Raw genomic sequence first — 12,487 nt, 5'->3', positions numbered from 1 at the left:
AAAGCGTATGGGACCGCCCGGATTTGAACCGGGGTTATCGGCACCCAAGGCCGAAAGGATACCAAGCTACCCCACGGTCCCGCACGAGATACTAGCGCGGCAGACCGTGTAAAGCGTTTCGTTTGTGCCGGGCGATAGCGGGAAAGCAACCTGATTGCCAACTAAACAAATATCCCGTTGCCTTTAACAACGAATAACATTTCTCTTTCGCGCAAAGACCTACGCCACGCCCCAAATCGAGGCGATTCCCAGCGTCGTCACCACGGCGAACAACAACTGCAGCGGAGCGCCCACTCGGAAGTAATCCGTGAACTTGTAGCCGCCGGGGCCGTAGACGAAGAGGTTGGTCTGGTAGCCGACGGGCGTCATGAACGCCGTCGAGGCCGCGAACGTGACTGCCAGCACGAACGCGAAGGCGTTGGCACCTAACTGCTGGGCGGCCTCCGCGGCGACCGGAATCATCAGCACCACGCTGGCGTTGTTGCTGACGATGTTGGTCAGCACCGCAGTCACGACGTAGAACAGGCCGAGGACCGCGATGGGCGGCAGGAAGTCGCCCGACAGGACCACGAGGTCGGCGATGAGACCGGCCGCGCCGGTCTGTTCCATGGCGATGCCGAGCGGGATGACCCCCGCCAGCAGGAAGATGACGTCCCACTCGACAGCGTCGTAGACCTCCGGCGGATTGAGGACGCCGGTCAGGACCATCACGAGCGCCCCGGCGAGCGCCGAGACCATGATGGGAAGCACGTCGAGCGCGGCCACCCCGACCACGGCCGCGACGATGCCGATTGCGAGGGGAATCTTCGACTCGCGGTAGTCCGGGCGCTCGATTTCCTGCGCGACGATGAAGTCGCGGTTGACGTTCAGCCGGGAGATGCTCTCGGGGGTCGCCTGAATCAGCAGGGTGTCGCCGACCTGCAACTCGGCGTGGTCCATGCGCTTGCGAATGTACTCCGGGCCGCGCCGCAGGGCCAGCACTGTGGCGTCGTAGCGTTCTCGGAAACTGGCGGTCGCCAGCGTCTCGCCGACCAGCGAGGAGCGCGGTGCGATGACGACTTCCACGAGGTTGCTGTCGGCGTCGGCGCTCTCCAGTTCCTCCTCGGTCACGTCCACGTTCGGGAGCAGGGTCAGTCCCTCGGTGTCGATGAGGTCGACCAGCGTGTCCCGGTCGGTCCGGACCGCGAAGATGTCCCCGGCCTGAATCTCCTTCGGGCCGAGCGGTTCCACGAACGTCTGGCCCTCGCGGATGAGTTGGACGAGGTCCACGTCGAAGTCGGTGTCCGCGAGCGCGTCCCCGATGGTCTGGCCGACCAGCGGCGAATCCTCGTCCACGGAGACCTCGGTCAGGTACTCCTCCAACTCGAACTCCTCGGTGAGGTCCTCCTTGGGCGGGATTCGGGCGGGGGTGAGCCATCGGCCGACCGTCATCAGGTAGACCACACCGACGATGGAGACGAGGATTCCGAGCGAGGTGAACTCGAACATCGAGAAGGCGTGTAGGTCGGGGTACTCGCCAGCGAGGCGGGCCGAGAGGTCGCTGGCCAGAATGTTGGTCGAGGTCCCGATGAGCGTGAGCGTCCCGCCGAACATCGAAGCGTACGAAAGCGGTAGGAGGAGTTTCGACGGCGAGGTCTTGCCCTCGTGGGCGAGGTCGGTCACCATCGGCATGAGGATGGCGACTGCCGCGGTGTTGTTTATAAAACCCGAGATAGAGCCGACCACGCCGATGGTCGCGCCGAGCTGTCGGCTCTCGTCGTCGCGGGTGAACGCCGCGATTTTCCGGCCGAGAATCTGGACCGCGCCGGTGCGCTGGACCCCGTAGCTCAGGATGAACATCGCCAGCACGGTGACGGTCGCAGAGCTGGCGAACCCGGAGACGCCCTCGGCCGGTTGGACCTGCGTCCACGGTTCCAGCACCATCAGCGCCACCATGATGCCGATGGCCGTGATGTCGATGGGGACTGGTTCCGTGGCGAACAGCACCAGCGCCGCGAGGACGACGAGGAAGACGACGACGATTCCCGGCGTCAGCGAGAGTGCCACGTTTCGACTACAAGTTTCGGCGAAGGCAAAAAGGGTGCGACTGCGGGCGAAGACGAAACGAGTGCGACTGCGGACGGCGATGTCGAAGCCACGACCGACGAATCAGTCAGTTCTCACAGACCGTGACGGTCCCGTCGCCTTCGACGACGACTACCCAGTCCTCGACGGCGAACTCGAAGCGCCAGTGGCCTTCGCACGACCGGCGCTCGAACAGCGTGTCGAGGGCTTCTAAGTCTACTGCACCGTAGAACCCGAGGTCGCAGTCGGTCGGGTCCGCACCCTCGGCGGCGGCGACGGCCTCGATGACGGTCTCGCTGACGGCCCCGCTCCCCTCGGGGTCGTGATGAGCCTCGTGAGCCGGAATCGAACTCCCACGCGATTTCTTGCTTTCCACCGTTGACATTGATACTGTATTTGCTAGACTTCCATATCAAAGTCCGGCAGACGAGCGTCAGACGCTCGCAAAAAGCGATTCGAAGGCTGTCGGCGGTTGTCGGACTACTCTTGTTCGCCGTGAAGCTCTAGCTCGGCGACGATTTCGTAGGGATGTTTCTCCTTGCGAATCCCGTCGAGAATCTTGAACGCCTCGTCGGGCGCGAGGAAGTGACTGGTGACGACCCGGCCGAGGTCGGTCGGTTCCAGCCCCTCGATGAAGCCGTACTCCAGCAGTCTGCCGAGCGCGTGCTTGGTCGGAATCTCGCCGATCATCCGGTCGCCGAGGCGCTTGGCCCCCTTGCCCGCGACCGTGATGTTGGCGAGGGTCTCCTCGACCGCGGCGCTCTCGTCGTAGAGGGTCTGGACGTCCTCCATCTCGTCTTTCAGGAGCTTGAACGCAACTTCGTCCTCGCTCATCTCCATGCTGTTGTGGTAGGCCGCGTCGGGTTCCACGAGGACGTAGACCTTCCCCCGGTCGTGGTAGTCGGGGCGACCCGCCCGCCCGAGCATCTGGTGGAACTCCTGTACGGAGAGCCACTCGATGCCCATGGCGAGCGTGTCGAAGATGACCTGCGAGGCCGGGAAGTCCACGCCCGCTGCGAGCGCCGCAGTCGTGACGACCGCCGCGAGGTCCTGGTCGGCGAACATTCGCTCTACCTTCTTCCGGCGGCCGTAGTCCAGACCGGCGTGGTAGGGCGCAGAACTGTACTCCAGTTGGCGGGAAATCTCGTGACACCGACGCCGGGAGTTGGTGAAGATGATGGTCTGGCCGCGATAGCCCTGCGAGGACTTGGTGTCGTACTCGCGCTTGACCAGTTTGTTCTCGATGTCCGGTTTCTCTTGGCCGTCGGCGAAGGTGACGTGACGTTCGAGCGGGACCGGGCGCTCCTCGAACTCCACGAGGTTGGCTTCGAGCGACTGCGCGAGGTCGGAGGGATTGCCCACCGTCGCCGAGAGGTAGACCCACTGGGCACCGCCGTACTCCTCGCGGCGACTCGCTCGCTGTTCGCAGTAGTGTTTGAGTCGCGCGATGAGACCGTCGAGGCGGTGGCCTCGGTCTTGCTCCTTGAGCGTGTGGACCTCGTCGATGACGACGGTCCCGATGTCGCCCAAGTCCCGGCCGGTCCGGAGCGCGTGGTCGATGCCCTCGTAGGTGCCGACGATGACGTCGGCGCTGGGGTCGAAGGCGTGGCCGTCGTCCCGGACTCGGCTCGCACCGACCCGAATCGTCACGTCCACGAGGTCGCCGTACTCGTCTTTGAAGTCCTCGTGCTTTTGGTTGGCGAGCGCGACGAGCGGGACGAGAAACAGCATCTTGCCCTGCCCGTTCAGCACGCGGTCGATGCCGGTCATCTCGCCGACCAGCGTCTTCCCGGTCGCGGTGGCGCTCACGACCAACTGGTCCTCGCCGTCGAGGAGGCCGTTCTGGACCGCGAGGCTCTGGACCGGCAGTAGCTCCTCGAACCGGGGTTCCAGCAGGTTCTGGATTCCGGGATGGAGGTTCAGCGAATCGACCCGGATGTTCTCGACGTCCTCGACGTTGGCGCTGATCTCGTCGAACTTGGTGAGGTCGGGGTCGAGTTGCCCCTTGAGCAGGTTCGTGATGCGCTCTAAGTCCTGCACTTCGAGGAGCAGGTCTTCGAGTCGGCCCTTGGCGGCGCTGGTCAAATCGCCCTCGAAGGCGAGTTGGCGCTCCAACTCCTCTTTGGCGCAGTCGGGGCAGATGTGTTCGTCGCCCGCATCGACTGCGGTCTCGCTCGTGATGGGCGTGTAGTGGCCGCTCGACGCGCAGAACCGACAGGTTCGGACCACCTTCGAGTCGAGTTGGTAGGCGTCGAGCATCTCCTGTAGCTCCTCGCGGCCCTCGCGGGAGGTCTGCTGGGAGATGCGGATGCGGTCGGCTCTGCGCGCGATTTCCACGAACTGGTCGGGGCTTCGAGGCTCCTCGCTCGTGCCGCGCTTGACGCGGAACCTGCCGGGTCGCGGCCCGGCGTTCGTCTCCTGAAGTTCGAGTTTGGCTCGGAAGACGCGCTCGCCGTCCCGATTCACGACCGCGACGTAATCGCCGGACGACTCGTGGAGGAACAGCGCGTCCACCTGCGGGACCTGCTTCGACACGTTCACGGGTAATAGCTCGCGGTATTTGAGCGGTTCGGAACCGAGGATTCGCCGCCAGCAAGTCGCCGGTCGCAGCGAGGAAAGGTACCCATACCGGGCGTTAAGCTCGGGATAACGGACGCCTCAGAGCGTTATTCCGCCAATACCCGTACGGCAACCGGCAAATAACAAAGACCCTCTCGTGGTAAGCGGCGAGTGCGCACAGAACGACCAAGTATGAGGGGGAGACACAACAAGCGGTTACCCGAGCGGTTCGACGAACAAGTGACGCTTGAAATCGAGGAGGACGACGCGGGAGGCAAGCCGACGGTCCGAATGCAGGACCAGTCGGCCGCCGACGCGTGGATTTCCGCTGACATTCAGGCCCTCGTCTCGCTACCGGAGTACGAGTAGCGACCGACTTCCTATTCTACCAGTTCTATCTCGTCGTCGCCGTTCGGCACGGCGCAGATGAACGCACCCGGTTCGTCGCTCTCGTTGCGATACCAGTGGACGACGCCAGCGGGAATGAGGAGCGAATCGCCTTCGCCGACGGTGTACTCCTCGTCGTCGATGCCGACGGTGTACTCGCCCGAGAGGACGTACTGTTCGTGTTCGACCTCGTTGGTGTGTTCGGGGACCTCCGCGCCGGCGTCGAGTTCGAACCGGCGGATGGCGAAGTTGGGCGCGCCGCGACTCTCGTCGATGAGGACGCCCTTGCGCAGGCCGTCGGCCGCGCCGACGTCTTCGTATTCGATTTCGTCGCTCCGGCGAATCAGAGGCTTCGGTTGCTGACTCATGCGCGGTGGTACGCGCGGGAGTCGTAAAAAGTTGCGTCAGCGAGCGGGGTAGGGAAATAAAAATGATTGTTTAAGAATTGTTATATTGTCTTTTAACCCACTATTGAATTTCCTGCGGTCGGCGCGCGTGGGCGCGACGCCGAGGCGTCGCGCCTCGCGTGCGAGGGACGAGGACCGCAGGCGAAGCCGAGGACCGCAGGAGGTTGGGGAGGACGAGGTGCGGTTGCGGGGCGGGGACGCCTATGTTCAAGGTTGAAACTACCTCTGACCAGTTCCGGGAGATGTTGCCGAATATCTCACAAACCGCTACTCAAGTGACCCGAAATAAACACAAATTGCGTGCTGACGGCAAAGACCTAATACAGCGTGCGAGTTGGCCCCGGCGTGATTTTCACCAGTACACTTTTCGTAGAGTACACCTTACAGGCTTACAAGATAGAGCCATGCCTATCTCTCGTGATGAATTCGATGCCTCGGAGGCATCTGAGACGGAGTATTCGACGGCCGAGGCGATTATCAAGCATCTCGCGGACCACGACGACTTAGCGTTCACGCGTCAGGAGATTGCTGACGCCATCGACAGGAACCCGAACACTGTCAGCACGAACCTCTCACGGTTGAAGAACCGAGGCTTCGTCGAACATCGAGGTAACTACTGGGCGCTCACGGAAGACGAGGAGAAATTGGAGGAGCTAGCCGAGAAGGTTGGTACCCTACAGTCTGCAAAGGCAGGGTTTGACGACGAAACCCCTTTCATCGAGGACGAAGAGGAAGCGGAGGAATGGGCTGACGCTGCCGCAGAATATCCGGAGGGCCAAAATACTGAGCAGTCTGCGGCCTCGGCACGTGAATACCCAGATGACGGTTCAAATCGGTCTAACACAGGGCGGACTTGATACTCCTCTACAGAAGCCGAAGGCCATCTATCGTACGATTTGCCGAAACGTTTTTCATTGCTTTCACTTGTGCTATCTTCTTATAGTCAAATTTCATAGTTTGTGACGAGACTGATGACGGTACGTAGATACGAGCGAGGAGATGTCGTCTGGAGTATCGAGCCATTTTGGCCGATGAAACGGGCGAAGGAAGCTCTCGACACTGAAAACGGGCCGGTGGAAATCGAGCGGGACGACGTCAAGCCCCGCCCATGCGTGATTCTCTCGGACAGCGGCCATCCGTTCTATCCGAAACAGTATCTCGTAGCCGGGATGACGACGACTGATTGGCTCGTCTCCCACCCTTTGAAAGAGAAACACTGGGTACGAGGAGGTATCCCGAAGGACTCCTACGTCTCTCCGTGGTGCGTCTATCCCCTCTCGCACGCACACATCGTCGCGCCGCCGACGTACGATATCATCGACGACCCGTACATCGGAAAGCTGGCTGGGTGGTTCGTAGAGATGATTGCCGACGAGGCGATAACGTATCTTCCCGGGCCAATTGCCAATCGGCGTTGACCTGGGGTTAGTTTCTAATCCGACCGAGGAGCTTCCGAAAGCTCCGCATACGGCGTAAACCCGTCGTCAGGCGTCACGAGACCCGACTGAAGGGCACACGCCGACGCGCCCAGTCCCCGCGACGACAGCGGCCCGCGCCGCACGCACCGGAAGGCGATGTTCTTCGCGGCGTTGTAGTCGTCGTGGGCCGAGGCCTCGCATTTGAGGCACTCGAACTGGCTCTCGTCCAGATTCCGGTTCTGCGGATGGGTGAAGCCGCACTCCATGCACCGCTGGCTGGTGTACTCCGGATTTACTTCCACGACCGCGATGTCCCGCTCGGCGGCGCGGTACTCCACGAACGAGAGCAGGCGGTCGAACAGCCACTCGTGGTAAGCGGTGGCCTCGGGCAGGAGTTCGGCGGCCTCGCTCAGTTCGCCGAACGCGACGAGTTCGCAGTCGTACTCGACGGCCTCGGCCACGATGTCGTTGGCGACCTCGTGGAGGCGCTGGCGGACGAAGCGGTCGAGGCGGTTGCCCGCCTGTCGGAGGGTCCGGGCGGCGCTCCGGGTGCCGGTCGCTTCGAGGTCAGTCCGGAGGGCCTCGAACTCCTCGCGGCGGTGGGTCAACTCGCCGCCGGGGAAGAACTCGGCCGTGCTGGTGACCGCGAGGTTCTCGACGCCTAAATCGACGCCCAGCACCGTCGCGCCCTCGGTCGGGAGGTCGATGTCCGGACTCGGCGTCCGAAAGCCCAGATGGAAGGTGAACTCCCCGTCGCGGTAGTGGAGGGTACTCTTGGCGGGTTCCCACTCCTCGTCGTCGAGATATTGGGACTGGTAGCCGCCGTCGTCGGGGAGTTTGAGGTCACACCGGACGCGCTCGCCGGTCGTGGTGAGACTCACCGTCCGGTCGTCGAACACCGTCATCGTCCGGGTGTCGAACGCGACTGTCGGACTCGTGAACTGGGGCTTGGACCCCTCGCCGTCCCGAGCGCGCTTGATTGCCTCGGCCGCGCGGTGGGTCGCCAGCACCGCGTGCTGGCTCCCGAGGTCGGTCTCTTCTCGCAGGCGGTCGTACGCTAACTGTTGGACTTCGCTCCTCGTGTGACAGACACCCCACGCCTCGTTGACCGCGAGTTGGCACCCGCGCTTCCACTCCTCGACCAACTCACGAAGCCGTGTGGCGTCCGTCGGAGACACGGAAAGTCCGGTGACTGCCGTTCGTCTGCAATATTCGGTGTCTGCCACGTTGTACGTCTGTGTCTCAGGGGGCCTCTTGAATACTTTGGCTTGGCCGCAAAGGCTAAGTCGATCTGGTTGTCGAATTGGCAGAAGTATCGACCGGACCCTCGCGCGACCCTACTGTTAAGACTCTGCCACGGCTACGCATACGTATGAGAAGTTTCACGGTCGGGCGGGCGTTCGGGATTCCGATCAAACTCGACCTGACGTTCCTGCTCATCCTGCCGGTGTTCGCGTGGCTAATCGGGTCGCAGGTCGGCATCTGGGTCGACAACCTGAATCTGCTCTGGAGTACGAACTTGGACCGCGCGGCGCTCACCGCCGGGAACCTGGAGTGGGTACTCGGCGCGCTCGCCGCCATCGGCCTGTTCGTCGGGGTCGTCCTCCACGAACTCGGCCACTCGCTCGTTGCGATGCGATTCGGCTTCCCAATCGACTCCATCACGCTCTGGATTTTCGGCGGCATCGCCCAACTCACCGAGCAACCCGAGGACTGGAAGCAGGAGTTCGCTATCGCCATCGCCGGTCCCGCGGTCAGCATCGCGCTCGGCGTCATCTCGTATCTCGCGCTCTTCGTCGTTCCCACTGGGCTTCCGACCGTCAGATTCCTGTTCGGCTACCTCGCGCTGATGAACTTCACGCTCGCGGTGTTCAACCTCCTGCCGGGCTTCCCGATGGACGGCGGGCGAGTCCTCCGGGCGCTTCTGGCACGCAACCGGCCGTTCTCGGACGCCACCCAGACCGCCGCCGAGGTCGGCAAGCTGTTCGCCATCCTGCTCGGCCTCCTCGGCCTGTTCGGCGGCAACCTCATCATGATCGGTATCGCCTTCTTCATCTACATCGGTGCGACCAGCGAGGCCCAGCAGACCGTGATGAACGCGGCGTTTCGGGACGTTCGCGTCCGCGACGTGATGACCTCGGTCGAAGACCTGAACACCGTCACGCCCGAGACCTCCATCGCCGACCTGATGGAGACGATGTTCCGCCAGCGCCACACGGGCTACCCGGTCGTGGAGAACGGCGAACTCGTCGGCATGGTCACGCTGGACGACGCCCGGCAGGTTCCGGAAGTCGAGCGCGACGCCTACACGGTCGGCGACGTGATGTCCCGCGACCTGAAGACGATTCCGGCCTCCGACGACGCGATGACCGCGTTCGAGAAGATACAGCAACACGGCATCGGTCGCCTGCTGGTCATCGACGCCGACGGCGAACTCGCGGGACTCGTCTCCCGGACCGACCTGATGACCGCCTTCAACATCATCCAGAAGAGCGGCCGGGCCGACCGCGTCACGCCGACCGAACAGCCGGTTCAAGAGACCGAACAGCCCTCCCGATAATGTGCGGGAGGACCTCGCTGTTCGCGCCGCCCGAGGAGGTCGCCGAGCGATTCGACGCCGAACCCAGCCGAACCCTCGAACCCCGGTACAACGTCTCGCCGGGACAGGAACATCCCGTAATCCGCAACGACGCCCTCGACGCCGTCCAGTTCCCGACGTGGGGACTGGTGCCCCAGTGGGCCGACGACTCGCCCTCCTCGGGCCACATCAACGCCCGCGCCGAGACGCTGGGCGAGAAGCCGAGCTTCCGCGAGGCGTTCGCCGAACGTCGATGCCTGGTCCTCGCGGATGGTTTCTACGACTGGAAGCCGACCCCGACCGGCAAACAGCCCTACCGAATCGAGCGCGTCGACCGGGAACCGTTCGCCTTCGCAGGGCTGTGGGAGCCGGAAACCGACAACCGAAACGCGACGTTCACCATCGTCACGACCGAGCCGAACGACGTTGTCGAGCCGATTCACCACCGGATGCCGGTGATGCTGGACTCCGAGGAGGAACGGTATTGGCTCCGAGAGTCCGACCCCGACGCGCTCGCCGACGTTCTCGACCCCTATCCGTCAGCGGAGATGCGCGCCTACCCGGTCTCCTCGGCGGTCAACGACCCCGGAAACGACTCGCCGAGCCTCATCGAGGAGGTCCCGGCCGAGGAGGACGTACAGACGGGACTGGACGAGTTTTGACTCGTCGCAGAAATCAGGAGAAAGAACCGAGTACCGCAGTCGAGAGACCGCAGGCGTCGCAAAAACCGGAAGAGAGATAGCGAGAGTTCGCGGCCGCCGGGACGAGAACTTTCGCGGGAGGGTTGGTGACACGACGGCGGGAGGCCAGCCCGCCACCAGCGCCTCCGGCATCGCCGGGAGTGGCCGCATGCTTGCACGCTCTGCGCCCGAGCCGTCGGGCGCATTTCATTCAATGGTCGGATTCGGACTTTGTTATGGGCCGTGTTCCCGCCGGAAGGAGGTGGCTAAAAACGGGTTAGCAAGTTACTGAAGCGGTGGAGTAGGGCGAGATTCGACGTGTGACCGAAGTTCCGACCTTGACAGTTTTCCAAAATCGGCCTTCCGATGACAACCGATACAGAGCGAGATCAGGTTGTCGAGGTAGTGAGCGTCCGTCTTCGAGTGATTCTCAGACTCGGCAAACGCTCGAACCGGAACGATGTGATGCACATCCGGGTTCCGACCAATCTCTCCTTTAGATTTCGAACAAATCACGCATTCGTAGTCGTCGCGCTCCAGAGCTGTCTGCCGAGCGGAATTCCAACCACGTCCGTAGGAACCGTTGTCGCCACCCTCCCAGTTCGGATGGCCAGAGCCAGCAAACGACTCAGAGAGCCACTTCGCTCGGCACTCCTCACCACAGACGGTTACTTCACCAGTCACTTCGCTCGGATAGCGTTCGACGGTTTCGGTGCAGACCTCGCACTCAAACTCGACTTTTCCACCACTCCATCGAGGATTATCAGCTCCATTGACATCAGGGGTTGTTCGCCAGTCGCGTTCTTCGACGCAGGTGGGGCAGTATAGCCCTTTCTTTGCCGATGGATAATACTCGAACTGGACTTCGCAGAACTCGCAATCGGTCAGTTGAGTCTTACTCTCGTCGTTTCGTGCCGACGGTCCCTCAGACGAGAGACACTCATTCCGGCAGGAATCGGAACAGTACTTCTTTTGGTACTCACAGTAGAACTCCTCACCGCAGTTCTTACACTCTCGGTTCGGTAGGCGTTCATCGTGAGCCATACTGTGGTGAACTCCTAGTCCTCGCCTCGTTTCGAATTCGTCATCGCACGTCGGACAACTGCTTTCCACGACTATATAGTTGATATAGCTATTAGGACTACATAGTAGTTTCTAGAAACGACTGATGAAAACAGAAAGACAGAATCACAAAATGTGTGATAAAATTTATGAGTCCAGGTGCGAGAATCGAACCCGCGTCTCAGCCTCCACAAGGCTGAAGGATAGTCCACTACCCCAACCCGGACACGCATGTAGACGTAGTGGCCTGCGAATTAAAATACGTTACGACTCTGTGCGATACTGGGATGGGGTGACAGACTCCAATGGAAACAGAGGGGTTCCCGAGGGATGGCGGGCGAGTCAGACGGCCTTGGGTGACGACACGCTTTTCAGCGCTAGCGCCCAACCAACGCCCAAGCGTGGCCGTCACCGACAAAATCTACGTCAAGAACCACCGCCAAATCGGCTCTCAGTTGGAGACCAACATCCCCAAGGGAGCGTTCAAAGGGGCGACCCTCGACATGCTGTTTCAGGGGAACAACCTCGCCCAACTGGACGACACGACCCAAGAGCGCGTGCTGGACTTCGCCGAGGACTTCCTCGACTGCGACTGCCAGTCGAACCCCTACTGCGGATGCGCCGAGGAGAAGTTCATGCGCTACCTGCTGGAACTCCGCGAGCAGGGGATGGGTCCCGACACCATCGTGGACGTGATGACCGACGACTACATGGTCTACGCCTATCCCGGCGACATCCTCTCTTTCCTCGACAACTCGGTCCGGACCCTCGAAGCGGTCGAGGAGCTGGCCGACGTGGAAGGCGACAGCGAGATGGCCGAGGACGCCCGGCGGAAGAAGCGAAACCTGTCTGGATAGTTGGAGATACCGCGAGAACGATTACCCGAGGCGATACGTCTCGTCGGACTCCAACTCGTCGTCTAACTCCTCCAGATGGACGACGTCCTCCACGTCCTCCTCGTCGTCCATCTGCTCTTTGAGGCGGTTGACGTACTGCTTGTACTCCTGCAACTGCTCGCGGAGGTGATCTGCCTCCAGTTCGAGTCGCTCGTGTTCGCGGACGAAGCTCTTGGGAACCTCGACCTTGGGCGGGAACTCGTCGGTCTCGGCATCCTCGCCGAACTCGCTCTCGGGGACGACTTTGACTCGGCCGTCGTGGGCGACCAGCATGTCCACGTAGTCGCGGAAGACTGCCGAGAGCGAGAGGTCGCGCTCCTCGGCGATTTCCCGGAGCGTCTCGAAGGAGTCCTCGCTGACGCGGAAGGAAATCGTCTTGTTCTTGTTGCCCATCTTTGTGACACGTCGCGCCCGAGACTACTTAATGCTTCGTCAG

The 12,487-nt window shown here is 62.0% G+C and carries 13 protein-coding genes and 2 tRNA genes; 6 read left to right on the top strand and 9 right to left on the bottom strand.

From position 1 onward, the window contains the following. Positions 1-8: 8 nt before the first annotated feature. From EPL01_RS08775 to EPL01_RS08760, 4 genes are all read right to left on the bottom strand, one after another. A tRNA-Pro gene (locus tag EPL01_RS08775) sits at positions 9-81 on the bottom strand. A 138-nt stretch (positions 82-219) separates the two neighbouring features. After that, entirely contained in the window at positions 220-2,046 is a 1,827-nt protein-coding gene (locus tag EPL01_RS08770) for an SLC13 family permease (protein ID WP_368279251.1), read from the bottom strand. Positions 2,047-2,152: 106 nt separating this feature from the next. After that, positions 2,153-2,449 carry a HalOD1 output domain-containing protein gene (locus EPL01_RS08765; RefSeq protein WP_135824883.1) on the bottom strand — a complete coding sequence of 99 codons (297 nt, stop codon included), beginning with the start codon at positions 2,447-2,449 and terminating at the stop codon, positions 2,153-2,155. Between the two features lie 95 nt (positions 2,450-2,544). Beyond that, a complete protein-coding gene (locus tag EPL01_RS08760) occupies positions 2,545-4,599 on the bottom strand; it encodes a DEAD/DEAH box helicase (protein WP_135824882.1) in 2,055 nt (684 codons plus the stop codon). Between the two features lie 216 nt (positions 4,600-4,815). Here EPL01_RS08760 and EPL01_RS21545 point away from each other — a divergent pair, with 216 nt between their 5' ends. Further along, positions 4,816-4,992 (top strand): hypothetical protein, encoded by a 177-nt coding sequence (locus tag EPL01_RS21545; protein WP_168215847.1) that lies wholly within the window; start codon positions 4,816-4,818, stop codon positions 4,990-4,992. Positions 4,993-5,003: 11 nt separating this feature from the next. On the opposite strand, the gene EPL01_RS08755 is transcribed toward EPL01_RS21545, so the two are convergent. Beyond that, the gene (locus EPL01_RS08755; RefSeq protein ID WP_135824881.1) at positions 5,004-5,378 is read right to left on the bottom strand and encodes a cupin domain-containing protein; all 375 of its coding nucleotides are present in this window, start codon (positions 5,376-5,378) and stop codon (positions 5,004-5,006) included. A 443-nt stretch (positions 5,379-5,821) separates the two neighbouring features. Between EPL01_RS08755 and EPL01_RS08750 the strand changes: the two genes are divergently transcribed. Further along, complete coding sequence (locus tag EPL01_RS08750) at positions 5,822-6,274, top strand: helix-turn-helix domain-containing protein (RefSeq protein WP_168215846.1); 453 nt, start codon at positions 5,822-5,824, stop codon at positions 6,272-6,274. Positions 6,275-6,388: 114 nt separating this feature from the next. Then, on the top strand, positions 6,389-6,835 hold the full coding sequence (locus tag EPL01_RS08745; protein WP_135824879.1) for a hypothetical protein: 447 nt from the start codon (positions 6,389-6,391) through the stop codon (positions 6,833-6,835). A gap of 14 nt (positions 6,836-6,849) precedes the next feature. Here EPL01_RS08745 and EPL01_RS08740 read toward each other — a convergent pair whose 3' ends face one another. Continuing rightward, positions 6,850-8,061 (bottom strand): RNA-guided endonuclease InsQ/TnpB family protein, encoded by a 1,212-nt coding sequence (locus tag EPL01_RS08740; protein WP_135824878.1) that lies wholly within the window; start codon positions 8,059-8,061, stop codon positions 6,850-6,852. A gap of 146 nt (positions 8,062-8,207) precedes the next feature. Between EPL01_RS08740 and EPL01_RS08735 the strand changes: the two genes are divergently transcribed. Both EPL01_RS08735 and EPL01_RS08730 read left to right on the top strand, forming a co-directional pair. Continuing rightward, positions 8,208-9,395, top strand: coding sequence for a CBS domain-containing protein (locus tag EPL01_RS08735; RefSeq protein WP_135824877.1), 1,188 nt, complete (start codon positions 8,208-8,210; stop codon positions 9,393-9,395). Further along, positions 9,395-10,075: an SOS response-associated peptidase gene (locus EPL01_RS08730; protein WP_135824876.1), complete on the top strand. Its 681-nt coding sequence runs from the start codon at positions 9,395-9,397 to the stop codon at positions 10,073-10,075. The genes EPL01_RS08735 and EPL01_RS08730 overlap by 1 nt, the downstream gene beginning before the upstream one ends. 303 nt (positions 10,076-10,378) lie before the next feature. Here EPL01_RS08730 and EPL01_RS08725 read toward each other — a convergent pair whose 3' ends face one another. Continuing rightward, complete coding sequence (locus EPL01_RS08725) at positions 10,379-11,137, bottom strand: HNH endonuclease (protein ID WP_135824875.1); 759 nt, start codon at positions 11,135-11,137, stop codon at positions 10,379-10,381. A gap of 171 nt (positions 11,138-11,308) precedes the next feature. Further along, a tRNA-His gene (locus EPL01_RS08720) sits at positions 11,309-11,381 on the bottom strand. A 175-nt stretch (positions 11,382-11,556) separates the two neighbouring features. On the opposite strand from EPL01_RS08720, the gene EPL01_RS08715 reads away from it, so the two are divergent. Continuing rightward, positions 11,557-12,012 (top strand): DUF5814 domain-containing protein, encoded by a 456-nt coding sequence (locus tag EPL01_RS08715; RefSeq protein ID WP_135824874.1) that lies wholly within the window; start codon positions 11,557-11,559, stop codon positions 12,010-12,012. 21 nt (positions 12,013-12,033) lie between these two features. Here EPL01_RS08715 and EPL01_RS08710 read toward each other — a convergent pair whose 3' ends face one another. After that, positions 12,034-12,444, bottom strand: coding sequence for a DUF8146 domain-containing protein (locus tag EPL01_RS08710; RefSeq protein ID WP_135824873.1), 411 nt, complete (start codon positions 12,442-12,444; stop codon positions 12,034-12,036). Positions 12,445-12,487: the final 43 nt, after the last annotated feature.

Source organism: Halorussus ruber (genome assembly GCF_004765785.1).
GTDB lineage: Archaea > Halobacteriota > Halobacteria > Halobacteriales > Haladaptataceae > Halorussus > Halorussus ruber.
Note: the sequence above shows the minus strand (reverse complement) of the source record. Positions and strands in the feature narration are given on the sequence as shown.